General features: G+C 59.0%; 19 protein-coding genes. 12 read left to right on the top strand and 7 right to left on the bottom strand.

The genetic code is table 11. The features are described from left to right. Positions 1–259: 259 nt before the first annotated feature. Positions 260–688 (top strand): YraN family protein, encoded by a 429-nt coding sequence (locus ADJ70_RS11060; protein ID WP_253273187.1) that lies wholly within the window; start codon positions 260–262, stop codon positions 686–688. A gap of 68 nt (positions 689–756) precedes the next feature. Here ADJ70_RS11060 and ADJ70_RS11055 read toward each other — a convergent pair whose 3' ends face one another. From ADJ70_RS11055 to ADJ70_RS11045, 3 genes are all read right to left on the bottom strand, one after another. After that, positions 757–1,491, bottom strand: coding sequence for a hypothetical protein (locus tag ADJ70_RS11055; protein ID WP_050341444.1), 735 nt, complete (start codon positions 1,489–1,491; stop codon positions 757–759). Between the two features lie 26 nt (positions 1,492–1,517). Continuing rightward, entirely contained in the window at positions 1,518–3,251 is a 1,734-nt protein-coding gene (locus ADJ70_RS11050; protein ID WP_050341442.1) for a DUF262 domain-containing protein, read from the bottom strand. 112 nt (positions 3,252–3,363) lie between these two features. Next, positions 3,364–6,033 (bottom strand): N-6 DNA methylase, encoded by a 2,670-nt coding sequence (locus ADJ70_RS11045; protein ID WP_157051518.1) that lies wholly within the window; start codon positions 6,031–6,033, stop codon positions 3,364–3,366. Positions 6,034–6,207: 174 nt separating this feature from the next. Between ADJ70_RS11045 and ADJ70_RS14765 the strand changes: the two genes are divergently transcribed. The 3 genes from ADJ70_RS14765 (at position 6,208) to ADJ70_RS11020 (ending at position 8,877) form a co-directional block, all read left to right on the top strand. Then, positions 6,208–7,218 carry a hypothetical protein gene (locus ADJ70_RS14765; RefSeq protein WP_157051517.1) on the top strand — a complete coding sequence of 337 codons (1,011 nt, stop codon included), beginning with the start codon at positions 6,208–6,210 and terminating at the stop codon, positions 7,216–7,218. A 401-nt stretch (positions 7,219–7,619) separates the two neighbouring features. Further along, entirely contained in the window at positions 7,620–8,027 is a 408-nt protein-coding gene (locus ADJ70_RS11025) for a hypothetical protein (protein ID WP_050341436.1), read from the top strand. Positions 8,028–8,187: 160 nt separating this feature from the next. Continuing rightward, the gene (locus ADJ70_RS11020; protein WP_050341434.1) at positions 8,188–8,877 is read left to right on the top strand and encodes an Abi family protein; all 690 of its coding nucleotides are present in this window, start codon (positions 8,188–8,190) and stop codon (positions 8,875–8,877) included. A gap of 481 nt (positions 8,878–9,358) precedes the next feature. Here the strand turns inward: ADJ70_RS11020 and ADJ70_RS11015 are convergent, their stop codons facing one another. Both ADJ70_RS11015 and ADJ70_RS11010 read right to left on the bottom strand, forming a co-directional pair. After that, positions 9,359–9,574, bottom strand: a complete 216-nt coding sequence (locus ADJ70_RS11015; RefSeq protein ID WP_050341432.1) for a hypothetical protein — start codon at positions 9,572–9,574, stop codon at positions 9,359–9,361. Between the two features lie 541 nt (positions 9,575–10,115). Beyond that, positions 10,116–10,643: an HIT family protein gene (locus ADJ70_RS11010; protein ID WP_253273186.1), complete on the bottom strand. Its 528-nt coding sequence runs from the start codon at positions 10,641–10,643 to the stop codon at positions 10,116–10,118. Positions 10,644–10,822: 179 nt separating this feature from the next. Between ADJ70_RS11010 and ADJ70_RS15435 the strand changes: the two genes are divergently transcribed. From ADJ70_RS15435 to ADJ70_RS10980, 5 genes are all read left to right on the top strand, one after another. Then, positions 10,823–10,975: a hypothetical protein gene (locus ADJ70_RS15435; protein ID WP_253273185.1), complete on the top strand. Its 153-nt coding sequence runs from the start codon at positions 10,823–10,825 to the stop codon at positions 10,973–10,975. A gap of 50 nt (positions 10,976–11,025) precedes the next feature. Further along, positions 11,026–11,622, top strand: a complete 597-nt coding sequence (locus ADJ70_RS15430; RefSeq protein ID WP_253273184.1) for a Fic family protein — start codon at positions 11,026–11,028, stop codon at positions 11,620–11,622. Between the two features lie 556 nt (positions 11,623–12,178). After that, positions 12,179–12,766: a TetR/AcrR family transcriptional regulator gene (locus ADJ70_RS10990; protein ID WP_050341428.1), complete on the top strand. Its 588-nt coding sequence runs from the start codon at positions 12,179–12,181 to the stop codon at positions 12,764–12,766. 338 nt (positions 12,767–13,104) lie between these two features. Next, entirely contained in the window at positions 13,105–13,782 is a 678-nt protein-coding gene (locus ADJ70_RS10985) for a type IV toxin-antitoxin system AbiEi family antitoxin domain-containing protein (RefSeq protein WP_050341426.1), read from the top strand. Continuing rightward, entirely contained in the window at positions 13,737–14,042 is a 306-nt protein-coding gene (locus ADJ70_RS10980) for a hypothetical protein (protein ID WP_050341423.1), read from the top strand. The genes ADJ70_RS10985 and ADJ70_RS10980 overlap by 46 nt, the downstream gene beginning before the upstream one ends. On the opposite strand, the gene ADJ70_RS14255 is transcribed toward ADJ70_RS10980, so the two are convergent. Next, on the bottom strand, positions 14,018–14,365 hold the full coding sequence (locus tag ADJ70_RS14255) for a macro domain-containing protein (RefSeq protein WP_083443976.1): 348 nt from the start codon (positions 14,363–14,365) through the stop codon (positions 14,018–14,020). The two genes, ADJ70_RS10980 and ADJ70_RS14255, sit on opposite strands and share 25 nt — an antisense overlap. A 412-nt stretch (positions 14,366–14,777) precedes the next feature. Between ADJ70_RS14255 and ADJ70_RS10975 the strand changes: the two genes are divergently transcribed. Both ADJ70_RS10975 and ADJ70_RS15775 read left to right on the top strand, forming a co-directional pair. Continuing rightward, complete coding sequence (locus tag ADJ70_RS10975) at positions 14,778–15,959, top strand: ATP-binding protein (RefSeq protein ID WP_216597263.1); 1,182 nt, start codon at positions 14,778–14,780, stop codon at positions 15,957–15,959. Positions 15,960–16,213: 254 nt separating this feature from the next. After that, positions 16,214–16,567, top strand: a complete 354-nt coding sequence (locus ADJ70_RS15775) for a transposase (protein ID WP_371256057.1) — start codon at positions 16,214–16,216, stop codon at positions 16,565–16,567. Positions 16,568–16,947: 380 nt separating this feature from the next. Here the strand turns inward: ADJ70_RS15775 and ADJ70_RS10965 are convergent, their stop codons facing one another. Further along, the gene (locus tag ADJ70_RS10965; RefSeq protein ID WP_050341419.1) at positions 16,948–17,559 is read right to left on the bottom strand and encodes a CPBP family intramembrane glutamic endopeptidase; all 612 of its coding nucleotides are present in this window, start codon (positions 17,557–17,559) and stop codon (positions 16,948–16,950) included. 416 nt (positions 17,560–17,975) lie between these two features. On the opposite strand from ADJ70_RS10965, the gene ADJ70_RS10960 reads away from it, so the two are divergent. Continuing rightward, entirely contained in the window at positions 17,976–19,274 is a 1,299-nt protein-coding gene (locus tag ADJ70_RS10960) for an ATP-binding protein (RefSeq protein WP_371256202.1), read from the top strand. Positions 19,275–19,319 lie beyond the last annotated feature (45 nt).

The following is a 19,319-nucleotide window of genomic DNA, read 5'->3' as shown; positions in this document are numbered from 1 at the left end:
GTTCCTCGTGGCAATGAGGGCAACGTTGCCAGCGCGCACGTCCTCCAGAGCCCGAACCACCTCTGCGACGTGCCTTGACGCTTCTCCAGGCCTCGTGTGGGCATCCAAGTCTCCTTGCACCTTGCCCGCCTCCAGGGGCTCTCCTTGGACTCTTGCAGGCTCGCCGGGACCGCTTACGGCCGCAAGGGCCGCAAAAACTTTTCGCCGGGCACGGGGCGCCCTTGCGAAAACTCATACCCTCCGGGTTTTGCTTTACCCCTTGCACCCACGCGAACCCCGCCGGCATGCGAGCCACAAGGCGCGCCACCGGGGCGGGCCGGGAGCTAAGGAGGACGTTACGGAAGCCGTCGACATCAGGGCCACGAGGGGCATCAGGGTCTGCCTCGAGCGCAGGGGCTTCGAGATCCTGGAGGAGGGCTGGGCGTACAGCGGCGACGTTGCCGACCTCACCGCCCGCGACGAGGACGACCTGGTCTTCGTCTCCTGTCAGGTCACGCAGAACGGCGGTGAGGGATTTCCCGAGGAGGACGCGGACTGCGCGGCGCTCGAGCGATTGGCGGCGGCCTACCTCGCCGAGCACCTGGACTTCGAGGATGTCCTGGCCAGGCTCGACGTCGCGAGCATGCTCATCGTCGGTGAGAGCCGGGCGCTTCTCCGCCACCACCTCAACGCGCTCGGCAAGCTCTAAGCTCAAGGTGCCCCCGGGGGCTTCGGCTCCCGGGGGCGCTGGTCGTGTTGCCTTCACACTTGTCTTAGCTAGCGTCCAAAGCCTTCTTCATAACCGCGCTTGGGACGGAACTTATGCCCCGCCTTGAGCTGACCTATCATCGAGCTGATTTTCTCGGAGTCCTCTGCGGACATCCCCAACTCCGCGCACCGGAGGAGCGCTGTCTCTGGGTCGACCCGCTTCCAGTCGGCTTGGTGGTTCATGAGGTCCGCCTTGAAGCGTTCCTCTTCTCGCCACTGCAGTCTGTTGTCGTAGCCGGCCGTCCATTGTGCGAGGTAGCCAAGTATGCGGTCGAGCGCCTCCGGAAGCTTATCCTTCACGCTCGCGTATACGGGTTGGGCGTCAGCTTTCACCAGCTTGCCGTTTGCGTTGACGACGACGATGGTAGGGTTAAAGGCGGCCTTGAACCAGTTGGAGTCTTTCTCGGTCCAAGGGACAATGAAAACTTTTTCTATATTGTTGCCGCGAATATCGCCGTCGATTGTCGGGTTCGCGTATACAGCCATGAGATTGCCCACGGCGTGAGTGACGCTTACGCCCGACCAGTTCAGCGATATGCCATAACTGGCAAGCTTGACTTCAATCTTCTTGAGCTCGGTATTCGTTTTCACGTCCAGAGCGTTTCGCATGGTTCCTTTATCCTGCGTGAGGATGCAACCGCCGCCGTTGTTATCGAGCCAGGCTGCACCAGCAGCTATGGCAGCGCTATTGGGGCCAACGGTATCGATGAGAAAATACTCAGTGTTGGCATTATTTTCATTCATAAGCTGCCTCTCAATTTCCAGCTGTCTCACTTGAGCAGACCGACATCGCCCAGATAGTCAACGAACGAACCGATTATCTTGTCGGTGCGATTCGTGATGTCGCCTTCGGTGAAGTCCTCATGCGTGCGTGCGAGGTCCAGCAGCTCTTGGTTGTCGGTGCCGACCTTCTCGACGCCCTTGTCGTTCACGAAGCCCTCGTAGTACTTCTTCTTGTCGCCGAAGCGGTAGTCGGAGGCCCTGATGTTGACGTGCTTCTCGAGCATCGCCTTGTTGCCCAACGCCTCAATTTCCGACGGGTCGCTCAGGGGCGCCGTCTCTGTTCGCTTCTTCGCGTAGATGTGCTCGATCTCGAGCCTCGTGTCGAGGCTCATGAGCTTCTGCTTGGGATTCTGGAACGCCCACCATACGAGCATCGAGCGCGTGAAGCGCCTCTGGTTCGTGAATGCGTACGCCCTGAAGCGCGACGCGATGTCCTCGCGGCCGAAGCGGTACGCGGAGAACTCCACGGGCTTGCGGTCGCAGATATTCTCCATCTGCGGGAACACGGGCACGCGCAGGGCGTTCACGCCCGGACGCTCCATCGAGTAGGCGTATATGAACCCCGTGATGAGTCGCAGGAAGTCGTAGAGCGCGGCCTCGTCGCAGGACCCGTCCTCGTCATGGTTGGCGAGGAACCAGACAGAGAGCAGGTATGTCCACATGCCATTTGGGGCGTAGTTGAGCACGAACAGCTCGCGCAGCATCCTGTCCGAGAACCCCTCCTGGCGGTCTACCCTTTTCCAGAAATCCAGCAGGACCTCAAGGTCAACCAGGGATTCTTCGCTTTTGAGCATCTTGTAGGAGTCCTGCCCGAAGAAGTCGCGCAGGGACTGCGTCGTGGTGCTGTGGATGTGCTTACAGGCGCGGCGGTAGTACATGTAGCGGGTGAAGAGCTCGTCCATCGGGGTGCCAACCGCCGGATGGAAGATGTCCGCTGCGGTCTCCTCAAGCGCCTTCCAGCGTTCTATGAACTCGTCCTTGCGGCCCAGGGAGGAGAAGTGCTTGTAGAACTGGCTCTTGAAGATGTCCGCATCCGCGAGCGGAAGGCCTCGGTCGTTGAGGGTGGAGAAGATGCGCAGCGCCGTATCCTGCGACTCCGCCTCGATGGGCAGCAGGATGACGTTGTTCAGGATGCGCGTGGCGAGCAGGGCGACGTACGACGGCCACTCGCCGGCCATGGTCGTAATCTTCTGCTGGAAGTAGCGGTAGTTGCAGGCGTACGTGCTCCTCCACCCCGGTTCGACCGTGTCGCCCTTGAGGATCTCCAGGAGCTCGCCCTTGTCGTTGTCGGACGCGACCTCGGAGTCGATCTTGAGGCGGTCCATGTCCGGCTCGTCGAACTCGTCCGTCTTCCAGACGCAGCGGGCGATGCTCTCGCGCACCTGCTTCGACTGCTTGTCCCTCATGTTCCCGAACTTGTCGTAGAAGGCGCGGAGCAAAAGCATGATGGTCGTGAGGCGCTGCTGGCCGTCGATGATCTCGAGCTGGCTGTCATCGTTGCGGAAGGTGACGATGGGACCCAGGAAGTACTCGTCGGACTCGCGCTTGAACTTGTCGCAGTCGTCGTCCGGGAACGCGAACGCGAACAGGTCGTCCCAGAGCGTCGCGCACTCGTCCTCTCCCCAGGCGTACGGCCTCTGGTAGTCGGGGATGAGGAAGTCCGCGTGCTTCTCGGTCAGCAGCTCCCTGATGCTCTTCTGGTCTATGTTTAGCTTTGACATGTAATCAACCTTGCTTTCCATGCATTTCTAATGCGTCATTCTTTATGAAACCGGTCTCAGGCTTTAGAAGGACCTGCAAGGTTGGACCCAGCGCAACATAGGTATTCCATCCTTATTCGATTGGCTCATCATTTAAATCCAGGATTTCATCTGTAGCGAGTAGTGTTGCATCTATCTCCCGCTCGACAGTAGCTACCTTCTGCATGGCGGCCGTAATTTGGCTACGGGCATCTCGAACTTTCTTGGCAATCTCTTTCTGCTCGTTGAGCGATGGATAGTACACAAGCGCCTGATTAAAATCGCTTTGCTGAGTACGTCTACGGTTACTATGCCCTGTATTGATGGCGCGGAATACCTTTTGGAACCGCTTGCTGCGAAGAAGCACCGATAGAAACTCGGGATCAATCTTCGAGGGATCTTTGACCTTCAAGATTGGATATTCCTGAGTTACAACTGCACCTTCATAATCAGCAGTGACGTAGCAAACTACGCCTTTCCAGAGGTCAATACCGGAATAGACAATATCCCCCTCCTGCACCTCATACCACTTGCTACTGGAGTCAGCGAAGTACATACCAAGCCATTCCGGGGGGTTATTTCCAACACCCGCCTCTCGTAATCTTGGAACTCCTGTCTGCGAAAGAGTGAGAACTTTATATTCACGCATCGGATTTTTGCCGAAATCAACAGCCCGCTTTTTTCTCTCGACTAGGGACGAAAGTGGCGCGGCAGCCCATCCAGAAGGTATAAGTTCTTGTGCATGAGCTTTGTATACGTGGTATTTCGGATCGATTCGATGGCTTGGGTGAGCGTTCCATACGTCAGATGCGAGGATGTCCACGCAGCGAGGATCATCGGTGCCGTCATTCTCGTACCAAGTATTCCATTCTCCGAGAATCGAGCCCTCCTGGTCGTTTGATAAGAAGCCATTCTGGTCGGAGTTGTATAAATCATTGCGGTTGTCTGGTCTTCCAGAAGGTGTGTAGCCTACATAATTGGCTTCCGCAAAAAAGATATGATAGTCAAGCCCCGATGACTTGAGCGCTTCAGAGATACTGAGATCGCTCTTCTTGTCGAAGGCCTGATTGATTCTTCGTGACTCGTCGTCCGAGAACTTTTCAAACACAAGAATCGATGTCTTGTTGGTAGCGCCTGATCGCCTGAACGCATAATCTGGCAAAGAGACAATTCCCAAGATTCGCCCTTGCTTAAAAAGCCAATCACGAACTGCGGGGCAGTTCGATTGAGCCCCGCTATTGTTCAAAATGCCATCAGGCAAAACCATCCCTAGTCTGCCTCCAGGTTTTAACCACTCGATGCTTCGTTCCAAGATGACTTGTTCGGACTGAACAGATTTCTTTCCCTTGCAGACCTCAAATGAACTAAGGCTAGTTCCGTCGAGCTGGTCCTCATCCCCTTCTTCAATTTTTGTACCGAAGGGTGGGTTTCCGACAATGATGTCAAAACCGCCAGCCTGTTTTAGGCGTTGTTTACTCAGATTAGGGCCGAGGCAACTTCGGTCAGCCTCGATATTCGTATGCCCATCATGATGCAGCAATAAACTTATTTTGCTGATGCGCGCGAGTGTAGGATGAATCTCGATTCCGTAGACATTTTGAGCAGCAAAATCGGATTTAACGCGCTCAAGGTCGCTCTGCCCTGCAAAATCCCTGTCAGTAACTTTCCAAACTTGGAGTAGCGCTTCAAGTAAGAAACCACCAGATCCGCAAGTGGGATCAAGCACATAATCCTCGCTTGATGGCGAAAGCATGCCAACCACAAAGCGAGCTATTGAACGCATAGTGAAATACTGACCCAAACTCCCGCGAAAAACAGATCCGAAGAATCCCTCAAAAGCGGTCCCAATTACATCTGAGTCTGTACCAATGAAAGAAATTTGCTCAATCGCCTCAACGACCTGAGCAATCTTCCTATCGGGCAATTCGAGCTTTTCGTTGTTTGGAAAGATCGATGGATCTTGTCTTTTTGCCTGGTCAAACAGCTCATGCACCCTGGATGAGACAGCCGCGTCGGACTCTCCTGTACCCACCTGAAAGCCGCGCGGTTTTCCGTTCGGCGTGTGCCGTTCATCACGCACTTTTGCAAACATTAACTTGCTCCACTCATCAAATGCGGATAGCGGATCACGCTTCCCGCCTGCCCATATAATGGAATGAGCACGTCTTATGGCCATGTTAATAACTGCTGCTGAAGCGGGTTTTATGTCGGCATCTGTATTTGCGATCAACGAGTAGTGCATCTCTTCCGAATAATTGGAAGGGAGTTTGTCTCTCGTGCCAATCCTGTTCTTCTCGCGCTCGCGGCCCCCAAATCCTTCTATTTGCCAAATGAACGACTCGTTTCCAAAGTCTTTCATTGCATATTTTGCACCTAGAGATATTGCATTAGCGAATGCTTGACCTTCACCCTCAGCACGCTCCGCAGGAGTTGCATCAGCTTTCTTATTCTCAATCACAAGCCATGGTTCAGTGCATCTTGCATCTCTATAGAGAACTACATCTGCAAAGTCATTATGAGAGCCAGCAACCTCTGTCTCTACTCTGTGGATGTCGTAGCCTTTTTTTAACGCCAGAAATGCAATCGTGTCCGCACGGACCTTTTCTTCAGGGTCAGTAAACCGATACTTCTTATTCCCATGAATGAAATATGTGATGTGGTTGCCATCCACTTCCATTAGCCCACGCCTGATTGCATTTTGTATTAGGGATGTAAGACCAAGTGATTCCGCTGCCTTGAGTTGGTTTTGAATACTTGTAGCCACAAAGAATCCTTACTGTAGATTTTCTTCTGCACATGGGCATGCATAGCCGTCTGAATTATCAACCCGCAAATCTCATATAAAGCAACTCTCTGTTAGACCACCGTTGACATGACGACGCCTCGCGTCTCCGCTACGATGTTGTCAGCGAGAAAACACGTCGAAGGGAGACGCGGGATGCCTGGCATGATACTGCAAGAGGCGAGGAGGCTGGGCGTCGACGAGAGGAGGAGGCTCATAGGGCTTCTGCGCGCGCAGGTGCTCGCCGAGCTCGGCAAGGCGGGCGGGGAGCCGGACGCGTGCCCCAGGTGCGGCGGGACGCACCTCGTGCGCAAGGGGCATGACAGGGACGGGTCGCAGAGGTGGGCCCGCGGGTCCTGCGGCCGCACCCTCTCGCGCAAGACCATGGGCCTGCTCGGGTACCCCGAGCTCAGGGAGGACGTCTGGGCGAGCTACGTCGAGCACGCGTGCGCGGGCGGGACGCCCGGGGAGTGCGCGAGGGCCTGCGGGGTGTGCCCGGGCACGTCCTGGTTCATGCGAATGAGGCTCTGCGAGGTCATGGGCCGCGCCCTTGCGCCGTCCGGGAGCGGGCCCACCGTCTCCTGCCAGGTCGACGGCACGTACCTCGACGAGTCGCCGGCCGGCAGGCGGCCCGGGTCGGCGGCGGGGATGCCACGGGAGCCGCACCGCTGCGGCGGCGCCGTGCGCGAGCGCGGCATATCGAACCTCAAGGTGTGCGTGGTCTGCGGGGGGCGACCTCGGCGACGAGTTCTGCGAGGTCGCGGACCGGGGCCGGCCGACCGACGAGGCGTACGGCCTCGGCCCTGGGGGCCGTGGGCGAGGGAACGTCCGTCTCGACCGACGGCCTCCGTGGGTACGCCCGGGTGCCCCCCCGCGCTTGCGTGTCGCGCCACGACGCGACGCCCGCGCGGGAGGCCGTGCGCGGCGAGCTCGGCATGGCGGACGCCATGCACGCGAGGCCCGAGGGCTTCCTGGCGCGCCTCGGGGGGTCTCGACGAGGAGGCTCGGCCACTACCTCGACTGGTTCCTGTGGGACGAGCAGACGAGGAGGTCGGACGCCGACAGGGCGGACACCCTGTCGGGCCAGGCGGCGACGGGGAGCTACGACAACACGCGGTTCGCCCTCGCGAGGGAGCCGCAGCCGTTCTGGTCCTACTGGGAGGATAAGCTGGCCGTGTCAACGGTGGTCTAACAGAGAGTAAAGCAAAGCCGCGCTGCGCAGATTGCTTCTGACTTTGTGAAATTTTACTACAGCGTTTTTTGTATTGCTCCAACTCGGAAACGGTGTAGGGCTGGTGCCGGCGCACGGTGCGATTCAATACATACCATGAAACAGCACGATTTCGTGCTGTTTCATGGTACAATCCAAACGGTAGCAAGCTTCCTATGTCGTACACACAAGGCGTACGCATAGAGCTTGGGTCGGCGGCGGCAACGCCTGCGTTGTCGTAGGTGCCGCCTTGCGACCGAGCGTCACGGCCTTCCGGCCGCCGACGCTGCGGGGGATACCCCGCGCCCCCGGGAGGCAGACGCCTTCCGAGCACCTGCACTGATGACGAGGAACGACGATGAGCGGACGTTGCGAGCGCATATACGTGAGGCTCACGTCCGGCAAGAAGGACCGGGCGCTCGACCTCGCGTTGCGAAACGGGCTCACCGTCTCACAGCTCGTGCGCGTGCTCATCCAGCTGCTCGCCGACTGCACGTCGGAGGGCGCCCGCACAGCCGTGGTGCTCGACCGCGCCTCGGCCGCCAGGATCGAGCGCGAGATGCGCCGCTGGGGCAACCACTACAACCAGGCCGTGCACGCGCTCAACCGCATCGCCTACTACGCCGGGCGCGGGAGCCTCAGGACGGAGGAGGCCCATCGGCTGCTGGGCCTCGCGGCGGGAAACCTCGAGGACCTGAACGTTGCCGTCGTGCAGCTGCGCGAGGAGACGCATGCCATCTGCAGCCACGCGATCGTGAGCGTGTGACCGTGCCCTACGTGAAGTGCATATCCGGCCACACGAGCGCGCGCTTTGTGCAGCGCTACCTCGAGAGGGACGGGCGCGCCCTGGCGACCGACTTCCTGAACATCGACGCCTCGGTCTCCGGGGTGAGGGACGGCCTGGAGGACCACGGGCGCATCGACTGGTGGCGCGAGATGGACCGCACGCCGCCTCCTTCGGCAACGACGCCGCCTGGAACGGGCAGCGTGCGCGGACGTGGAAGCACTACATCCTCTCGCCGAACCCCACAGACGGTATCGAGCTTGCGCGCCTGCGCAGGCTCGCCACGGAGCGCAGGTTCTATGAGGTTGCGCGCGAGGTGCTCCTCTCGGCAACGATAGACGTCGAGCACTTCGCGAAGATGCGCCTGCTGCGCATGTGCGAGGAGCACGGCGAGGACGGCTACGCGATCGTCTCCGACTACCTCGCGTCGATAAGTTCGAAGCAACGCACTCGCATCGAGAGCGCCCTTAGGGCTAGGGGCAGCAGCGGTCGGGTGCACGACGAGTACTCGGGCGACCTCATAGCCCACTACGCCGGCGGGTACCCCGTCTGGGTGTTCCTCGAGGTTATTGACTTCGGGACCTTTGCGGAGGACCTGTGGCGCCACTGCGCATCGCGCTGGGACAGCAGCGAGATGAGGGCCCAGCACTACGTCCTGAAGAGCGTCCGCGCCCTGCGCAACGCCTGCGCCTACAACATCCTGATCGTGAACGGCGTCTCCCGTCACTCGGAGCGCACGTCCTTCAATCCGCCGAGGCTTATCTCCGCCTCGCTGAGGTCCGCCGCTACGCCGAGGGGTGCGGCGTGCTCTCCCGTGCCAACGACGGCATAGTCTCGTACTTCGACTTCGTGTGGAAGCTGGTTGACACCTGGCTCCCCAACGAGTATTAATATATGCACATGTAAAACCTTCGGGTTTTGTAAGGGCGGGACCCACCGGGCCTCGCTCTATTTTTATGCGCTGAGGGCACCGGCTCCTGTTGCCGATGTAAACGAGGGGCGTGCACCGGGGTTCACCGATGCACGCTCTTTGACGCTTATGGATGTCGATGGTTGGTCCTAGGCGTCGGCCATACCTTCGTCGTTCTCCTCTTGGCTGATTTAGTAGTCTTCCCGCTTCTGGTTGCCACAGCAGTAGCCACGTAGGTCGCTGTCGCAGCGTCGAGGCTGGCGAGTAGGAGGGATGTGGTGTGCCTAGCCGGGGGCAGCTTGTCCTTGCCGTACTCTTCCGACGGTTGTGTCGCGGGCGGGGTCAGCGCTTGGGAAGTCGCCTTCGCTTGCGGTGCCAGAGGCGAGCCACACAGCCACTTGCGTCACGGCCTGAGCCTCGGTGTCTGACCATCGCGCGCCGACCTCGTTCGTCTAGGATAGCCCCTGGCGGGGAGGTAGCCCTCAGCATGCGCCGTCTCGCGTATGTCGGTGTAGTCTTGGCTGACGTTCTCGCTCACCTGTATGAGCGCCGCCACGTCCTGGATGGTGCAGAAGTCCTTGAGAGGAACCTGCGGCTTGGTCTGTTTGGCTGCTGTCATTGCCGAGTCACCCCTTCGGCCGCTCGCCTCGGATGCCGAGGGGGCGGCAGACCCCCGTATCTCCGCCCCGGTATTCTCGCGGCTTTCCGCATCATTATCCGATATTGCATGGGGTGCCGGGAACGCGTGGCATCTGGAGGATGGCGTCTTTCATGGGATGTCAAACCGCCTCTCGTCTCGCATCTCGTGCCCTCAGGTTGCGAGAAGACCCAAGGAGTCGCGTCTTCTGGACGGGACAAGCAGAGAGATACCTGCTGGGAGGCGTGCGAAGCCGCGCGAGGCGCTAGCTGTCATGTGCCGTGACGTTACTTACGCCGGTGGCGCGTGACCTCGGCCGAGGGCCGCCGCAGGCGTTGTGGGGCCTGTCCCGCTTGTGGCGGTCAATGTAGGGGAGAGGTCCCGTGGAACCGGCCACAGCCAGACTATCCCAGACAAGGAGCTTACAGGACTCGCGAGGATCGACTAGCTCGGGGGGCGCCAGAGCCTGCTGCCCCCCTGTCCGCCGTCCTCCCTATCGAGGTCATTGGACAGACGGGAGGTGTCATGGCAGTATGGCTTCAAGCTCCTTCCGCAGGGCCTGCTTCATTGCCTCGAGCTCCTTGCTGCTCGGCCTGTTGCAATCTGCGTACATCTCTTCCCTTGGGTACCACCAGACGGGGCCTCTGCCGTTGTTCCCGTGGTTCCCAAGGTCTCCTGTCGTCCTTGGGAACAGGTGCCAGTGCAGATGCGCGTCACCGTTCCCCAAGCACTCATAGTTCATCTTCTCTGCGCCAAAAGCCCTTGAAACCGCTTCTGCCACAATCGTCATCTCTTCAAGGAACCTTGCCCTCGTATTGTCTTCCAGCTCGAATAGTTCTGCCATGTGCTCTTTGAGCGAAAACAGCGTGTATCCCTTGAAGTGCTGATTGTCGCCGAGAACCACGTATCCTGTCGTGAGTTCTCTCACAAAGAAGGGGTTGTCGCCGCTTTTAATCATCTGTATTCGATCGCATATTTCGCACATCGAGCTCTCCGTAGACTCGCCCTGTTTAAAAAATATGAATATTTCTAGCCTTTCAGCCTCTGGCATGACAGGGTGACGAGGCCATCCTGCGCGCGACGCTCGGCCACACGGTGCCTCCTGCGCTCGATTCCGATTCGTTAATCGTAGCAGAAGTCAACTTCAACGTGCTTCCGAACCGATGGCGGGCTGAAGCGGAGGCCGGATAGTCGGGGCTTGCATTGCTCTTTGCCGACGGGGAGATGCACATGACATACCCTTCGGCCGCAAAAGTCGCCAGGCTCTGGGGCATCTCCGCCAGGAGCGTGCGCAACTGCTGCGCGCAAGGGCGCGTGCCGGGGGCCTTTCCCACGGGCAAGGCGCGGGGCGTCCCGGCCGACGCGGGGCGCCCGGTCGCCTGAACGGGCGGCGGGCGGCGTCTACCCCTGTGCTCGCGAGGCTCCGCGAGGAGATGTCCGCGCGAACTTCGGGGGGCATCTACCACAAGGTGCAAGTTGAGTTTACCTACAATTCCAACCACATGGAGGGAAGCGGGCTCACCCACGACCAGACACGCCTCATCTTCGAGACCTCTACGATTAGCCCGCAAGGGGAGAGCGTGCGCGTAGATGACGTGATAGAGGCCTCCAATCACTTCCGTTGCATCGACTACATCATTGGGCATGCGGGTGACGCCCTCTCCGAGGCGCTGCTAAAGGATCCGCACCGGATTCTTAAGGCCTCCACGAGCGACGCAGACAGGGACTGGTTTGCCGTGGGCGACTACAAGCTGCTGCCCAACGAGGCCGGTGGCCACGAGACGACCGCTCCGGAGGACGTCGCACGGGAGGCGCGCGGCCTCATATCCTCCTACGAGGCGAACCGTGCCCCAACGCTCGAGGACATCGTGTCCTTCCACGTGTCGCTTGAGCGCATCCATCCCTTCCAGGACGGCAACGGCCGCGTCGGTCGGCTCGTCATGTTCAAGGAGTGCCTGCATCACGGCATAACGCCCGTTGTCATCACCGATGACACGAAGCTCTTCTACTATCGTGGACTGTCCCGGTAGGACAAGGAGAGGGGGTGGCTCATGGACACCCGCCTCTCGGCCCAGGACACTTTCAAGGGGTGGTTGGACTACCTTCGCATCCCATATGCCGACCGAGGCTGCTCAGAGCTTGTCGCTCGATCCGTCATCAGCGCCGCTCCTCCGCCAGCCTCACGGACAGTAGACACGAAAGCGCCAACAGCGCGACGGCCGCGGCAAAGAAGGCCGCCGTACAGGCGTTGAAGTTGTCGACGACGAAGTGCATGACCGCGCTGTCCGTCAGGTTGGACCGGATGCCCAGGACGATAAGCAGGACGACGAGGGCTTGTCTGCCATGAAGTTCCTCCTTGTTTTGAAGACGAACGGTCCGAAGTGCCGTCTATCCGCCGGATGCCGCTTGCGACGGATGGCCAACACGATGGGCGCGATTCTGGGCGTCGAGCCGCATCGTTTGACATCCCGTGAAGCCTGAGTTTAAATTACACCTGTCTTTTGTATTGTTCAATTGGCAATTTGTCAGAAACTGTCACATACGTTGCATTTGATTGGCAACTGACCATCAGGAGACCGGGGGCCCATGTCGAAAGAAGGCGACCTGCGATTCAAGCGCACCGAGGCAGCCATTCGTCGGGCGTTCCTCTCAATAGTGGGGGAGGGAGACCCCAGCCCGTCCGCCAGTGATATCTGCCGACGTGCCGGAATCAGCCGCAATGCGTTCTACCTGCACCACGCCGGCGTCCCCGCACTCTGCCAAACGCTCGTCGATGAGATCGTCTCCGACATTCGGACGGCGTCGATCGACTCTGTCGGGAGATTCGTGGAGAGCAGATCGTCCGATCCCCTGCTTGCCGGTGCCATAGCCGAAACGCTTGCCCGGCACGAGGCGGTGCTCAGGGCGCTCCTTCCCGCTGCGGACGGGACGATTGCCGCAAGCTTTGCGAAGGCGCTTGAGGACGTGTATATAGAGGCCGCCCGTCCATTGAAGGCCAAAGGCGACGGGTGTGGGTATCGGCTTTCCTGCGCATGGGGAGCATGGGCCGTTATCGGGTTCACCCTGCGCTGGTTCGAAGAGACCAGCCAGCCCCTTGCCGATGGCACGGCCGACTTCATCAGGCTTCAGCAGCCGCTTACGGACGCGACGTCGGCCTATCTCAGCGAATGGTGAGGAGTGGTCCCGTCTGCGTTTCCGCCTTAGCTTAGATGAAAGAGCAGATCTCGGTAGGCTGCTCCATTCCCGTATGATGACTACATGACCTCGACGATGGAGAAGTGACAAAAACGCAGTTCAGGCATAGGTGCTGACTATATGAGACCTATCGTGCAACCATCGAGTGGGGGTAACGGGTTCCGATTCCACAGAGTGGCACTGGTCGCACTGATGAGCATGGATTAGCGCCCAGTAGACAAATGTCCACGATGTCTACTTCCTGGGAATAGTCTCGGCTACCGACATATAATACTATAGATGCTTGTATTGTAACACATTATTGTTACAATACAAGCATGAAAGCATTAGATGCACTCAACATAACCGATGACCTTGCCGCCTCCCAAAGGGGGCTGCTGACCTCCGCCCAGGCGCATGCAGCGGGCGTCGGGCGCATGGAGCTGTCCCGGCTCGCGGCGAGCGGACACCTGGAGCGCATCGCGCGCGGCGTGTACCGGGCATCGGGTGCGCCCTCGATGCGCGAGGAGGCCGTCTGGGCGGCATGGCTCTCGATGGATCCCGGGGTGATGTCCTACGACAGGGACCCGCTTGCCTGCGCCGTCTCGCACAACACCGCCGCGTGGCTCATGGGACTTGGTGAGCTCGAGCCCGAGCCGGTGACGCTCACCTGCCCCGCAAGGCGCCAGGTCGCGGCGCGCGGGATCCGCACCGTGCGGGCCGAGCTGCAACCGGCCGAGGTCGCGACCGTCGGCGGGCTCCCCTGCACCACCGCCGCTCGCGCGGTGGCCGACCTGATCTCATCGGGCGAGGACATCAGCCTCGTGGCCGCCGTCCTGCGCGACGCGCTCGATGCAGGCCTCGTGCAAGACGAGGCCGTCCTGCGCGACCGCATCGACGCGCTCGGCCCCAAGAGGGGCATACGCCGGGGGGGAGTCGCTCTGGAACATGATGCTGGGGAGGGGTTGACATGGAGAAGGCGTTCGCTACGGCAACGGAGTTCGACCGCGCCCTGAAGCGCGCTGTCCGCGAGTCGGGCGGAGACCCCGGCGCAGGCTACAGGCAGGCGCTGCGGGACCGCTTCCCCTGCAGGGTCTTCAGGGGCGGCAACCGCGACTTCGTGCCCAAGGGCGGCAGCGGCATGCTCGCCCGCATCCAGCACCAAGTAATCACATCTTTTAGCATCTATCACACACCCCGACCGTTCTCATGGAGTAACCGGGGCGATTTGTTTTTGCTATATGGCGAGGTTTATATGCCCAGCAGGTCGGCATAGATCTCGTAATCCACGCTGGAAAAGACATTGAACACCACTGTAATCGGAGAGGATGAATCAAGAAGCCATCCCCGTACCGGTTGAACGGCGATTCTTGCCGCCTCTTCCTGCGGAAATCCAAATACGCCCGTGCTAATGCAGCAAAAAGCGATAGAAGATAGCCCGCAATCCCCTGCGAGATCGAGGCAACTTTGGTGGCAGCTGGCGAGCTGCGCTCGATGGGGATTCGTGGGGTTCCCATTGGCGATGGGACCCACCGTATGGATGACATGCTGCGAGTTACGCACCAGCTTAGAAGGAAGTGAAGGACTGTTGCGGTCCATTTAGGCATGAATTCAGCTGAGCGTCACGATTCTTTGTTTCCGCAGTCCAGACGTTTACTCACCAGTAAGGTACATTTATTCTCCGTTATCGCGTGCTAAAGTGGAACTCAGTGCCGGGTTCCAGGTGAGTTCCGATTTTGGGACGGTTCCGCCCTGCCGGGAGTAAATGTATGCGCAGGGCAGACAGCACTTTGAGTTCACCCAATCCCGAATGTCAACAATAGAGTGGGAGTAAAAAATTCGGAAAAATTGAAGCTTGCGTCATAAATACCGTATTATTACCTTGCGTGTAGAGGGGACGATGCGGCATGGAGATTAGGCGTGACAAGTATCTGAACGACCTCGTCGTCCGCAAGGGCAACGGGATGATCAAGGTTGTCACGGGCATAAGGCGCTGCGGAAAACCTATCTGGTGTTCGACTTGTTCGTCCGTCATCTCATCGAGTCGGGAGTCCCGGAAGACCACATAATCGCATTGGCTCTAGACGACAGGGCAAATGTGCGCTACCGCGACGTCGACGCTCTCTACGACTACCTCATGGAGAGGATCGGCAACGATCAAGGGGTCTACTATGTCCTCCTCGACGAGGTACAGTACGCCATCACCGTGAAGGAGCTCAGGAGCAAAGACGAGCCTCCCGCGCTTTACGGCGTTCTCAACGGGTTGCTGCATCGTCGCAATGTCGACGTGTACGTGACCGGAAGCAACTCCAAGCTGCTCTCCACCGACGTGATGACCGAGTTCAGGGGCAGAGGCGACGAGGTTCGTATTCACCCGCTAACCTTCGCGGAGTTCATGCAGGCGTTCGACGGTGACCGTCAGGCAGGTTGGGCCGAGTACGTTATGTACGGCGGCCTGCCCCTCACTCTGTCCATGCACACCCCCGAGCAGAAAGCGTCCTACCTTGCAGGCCTTTTCGAGGAGGTTTACCTCTCGGACGTCATCGAGCGAAACCATCTTACCAAGTCGCAGGAGCTCGAGAGTCTGCTGGACGTGCTCGCCTCATCCATCGGATCGCTCACGAACCCCTCGAAGATCGAGGCAACGTTCAGAAGCGAACTGCATTCGAGGCTCGACGCCGATACCGTCAAGCGCTATATCGGGCACCTCGGGGAGACGTTCCTCGTGAGCGAGGCGACCCGCTACGACGTGAAGGGGCGCAGGTACATTGGCACGCCCAAGAAGTACTACTTCGAGGACACGGGGCTCCGGAATGCGCGGCTGGGGTTTCGGCAGATAGAAGAGTCTCACATCATGGAGAACATCATCTACAACGAGCTGCGCGCCCGAGGGTTCTCCGTCGATGTGGGCGTGGTGGACAGGCGCATGAAGAACAACGGCCACGACGAGCGCCGTCGCTACGAGGTGGACTTTGTGGCCAACCTCGGCTATCGCCGCTACTACATCCAGTCTGCGCCGCAGCTCGACACGCCGGAGAAAGCTGCTCAGGAGAAGCGCTCGCTCAGTCTTATCGAGGATAGCTTCAGGAAGATCGTGGTTGTGAACCGCGTCATGCGTCCCTACATGGATGACGATGGCATTCTCACTATGGGGCTGTTCGATTTCCTGCTCAACCCAAACAGCCTTGACTGATGAGTGCGTGCTTTGGCAGGTGTCTGTTGCCTAAAGTTGTCAAAATTGCAGGCTTGTGGGCCATGCTTTACTCTGGTGAGAAAACCACTGGCTATGCCAGTGGTGCCAGCGGTGGTTCCACCCCTATCGCATTTCCGTGATGGCAGCTCCCGCCCTACCACGGGGGCGCGGAGGGGCGGCTGCGCCGTCCGAGAGGGGCGGGAGCCACGGGCAGGGACAGCCTGTCGCACACGAGCCGGTATCGCGCGTGCCACGTGGCGCGGGTGCCGAGGCGTCGCGGGAGGGTGCTGTGCGGCGAGACCAGGAGGGAGGTCGGCGAGATACTCGGGATGCCGGCCGGCGCCGGGATGGTGGAGGGGAGCGCCTACCCCGACCACACACGCATCTGCCTCCGGATTGTGCCCAAGCGCGGCGCGGGCGACGTGGTGGGTAGGTCGAGGGGTAAGAGCGCGGTCATGCCGCGCGAGCGGCACCATGAGCGGGGGGCCCTTACGGGCAGGGACCGGACGACGTGGGCGAGGGGCCACCACGCGGGCACCGTCGGCCCCGGCGAGTCGGTCACCGGGAGGCACGTCCGGCGGCAGTCCGACGGGAGTCGCACAGGGTAGCGGGAGTGCCCCCGACGGGGGCCCGGCGGCAGCGGCCACCGGCCCGTCGCGGCAATGCCGCTGTCGTGACGGGCCCCTATGGGGCGTTACTAAAGCCCCCGGCTACGCCGGGGGATCTTTACTGCGCGCTCACCTGGAACTCGGTGCCGGGTTCCAGGACCCTGAATTTGGACGGGATGCGTACAGTTGTTGCGAGAGAGCCAATCCGAGTGGATTTGCAAATGCCACGGGTGCCTTCATAAGAAGAGATGCCCATGATGTCCGGTCTCAAAAGGAATGCAGGCGACTTCGCCTACCATCTAAGAGGCCAGTGTTGTCACAGCGTTGCCGATGGGTGGTGACGTAGAGCCATGGAGGGCGACGGGATCCGTGTCCGCCCCTTATATCACCTGCAGGAAGTCTTGAGCTACGTGAATCGCCAAGGGGAGGCACATGTTGCCTCTCTTTCTGACAATCCAGCATAGAACGAGATGTGTGACGAAGGTTATACCAAGCTGTACGGTAAACAGCGCATCCCATGTCCTGATCTGCATTTGATAGGGAATATGCGATGCCGCGAACAGGGCGGCGCCCATGCAGTAGACGAGTTTTCGGTTGACGGGAAGCGAAAAAAGGTGGCTTTGTATAAGCCCCCTAAAGAGGATTTCTTCCGGAACTGCAATCCAGACGATGTAATAGGCGATAGCTGGCAGTGCGTATTCCAAGGACATCCCGTATATGTACACGCCAATTAGCAGTTCTGCTGCGAAGGCGCATAGCATGACAGCCGAGTCTCGCTTCAGATGATTTGGGTACAACCCGAGCTCCTTCAAGCTGTGATCATGCTTCAGAGAGATGAGTATCGCCAACCCCGGCGCGATAACGCCGGTGCACCAATAGACAAGCAAGTTATCGGCAAATTTGCCCGCGATATAAAGGCAAAACATTTGGACGCCCCAGACGAGAAACGCATACATCTCATCCCCTCTCGGCCTTTCGTGATACATCTCCATATCTCAATACCGCCTTCGAAGAGTTTTGGAACGTATGAGCCGCCTGCCTGCTACTATAACTTACAGCAATCGCTCTTATATCGGACATTATTGTTTGGCATGTACGCATAGATGCAGTTCATATCTCAGCGCCTGAGGCCCCATTGTACACAATCGGTTTTAACTTTCTTGGTTTCTCCTAGACGGGGGCCTACATATCTGTCTTTTACAATGTCTATGCCATACGGTGAAGCGATGAGTGTCAGTCAGGTTGGTTGTCAAGCTATCCAGTATAAATCGCTTTAATTAATCTCTGGGATGAAAGACTGCTACCATCCTAAACCGCAAGGCGGTCAACTACCGTGGCAGGATATAGCCAACTGTCTTGATAAAAAGTAGCCAACTACCGTGGTAAAATATGACCAACTACCGTGTTTATGCTGATGAAAAGGTTTTTTGTGAACGCTGTGAAAGAATACCTTCCTAGAGTATGCGACGAGCTTCTAGCTTTCCGTTTGCGTTCAAAAGGGGCCGTGCTCGTTGAGGGTCCGAAATGGTGCGGCAAGACAACCACGTGCGTCCAGCAAGCGCGAAGCGTCTTGTATATGCAGGCTCCCGAAACGCGCGAGCAGAACATGCGCATGGCGGAGCTTAGCCCCCAGCTACTTCTCGACGGTGACGCACCGCGTCTCATCGACGAATGGCAGGATGCACCTTCTCTGTGGGATGCGATTCGTTTCGAAGTTGATCGGCGCGACAAGTTCGGTCAATTCATCCTGACTGGTTCGAGCGTGCCAGTCGATGTTCGCAAGATGGCCCACTCCGGCACCGGGAGGATCGCCAGGTTGCGCATGCGGCCGATGTCGCTGCTCGAGTCGCGAGACTCGTCGGGCTCGGTTTCACTTAAGGGCATGTTCGCGGGTGAACGGCCGACTGCTCGGGCGCAGGTGGGCACCATAGAAGACCTGGCCTTCCTTGTCTGCCGGGGAGGTTGGCCGAAAGCGGTCGGACAGGATCGGAACGTCGCCTTACAGCAGGCACTCGACTATGTTGACGCTATTATCGACGTTGATATAAGTCGCGTCGATGGCGTCAACAGAAGCGAAGCCTCTGCGCGCGCGTTGCTTCGATCCTATGCAAGGCTCAGCTCCTCGCAGGGTGCGCTCGAATCCGTCCGCAAGGATATGGATTCCGCCGCTGCGCTGGGAGAGAGTGCCTTCTTTGGCTACATCGAGGCTTTGAGGAGACTGTTCGTTATCGAAGACCTCGAGGCTTGGAGTCCGAACCTGCGCTCCAAGACGGCGATACGCACTTCTCCGACGAGACACTTCGTCGATCCCTCGATTGCAGCTGCGGTACTCGGAGCGTCTCCAGCCGACCTTGTCGCTGATCTGAACACGTTTGGTCTCCTGTTCGAGAGCATGTGTATCCGCGACTTGCGGGTTTACGCATCCGCTATGGACGGCTCGGTGGCACATTACCGCGACAAGTCCGGTCTTGAAGCCGACGCCGTAGTCCATCTTCGCGATGGCTCCCACGGCCTTATCGAAGTTAAGCTCGGCGGCGAGTCCGCCATCGCGCAGGGAGCGCAGTCGCTCAAGACGCTTGCAGACAAGGTTGATCAGAAGCGCATGGGCGCGCCGGCGTTTCTCATGGTGCTCGTTGGTTTGGGAGACTTCAGCTATTGTCGCGAGGACGGCGTGATGGTGGTGCCGGTAAGGGCTCTCGGTGTGTAGCAGCGGCAATCCGATCACGCTTGCAGGGTTTTAGGGATCAACCAT

The sequence above is a fragment of the Olsenella sp. oral taxon 807 genome, from assembly GCF_001189515.2.
Taxonomy (GTDB): Bacteria; Actinomycetota; Coriobacteriia; order Coriobacteriales; family Atopobiaceae; genus Olsenella_F.
Note: the sequence above shows the minus strand (reverse complement) of the source record. Positions and strands in the feature narration are given on the sequence as shown.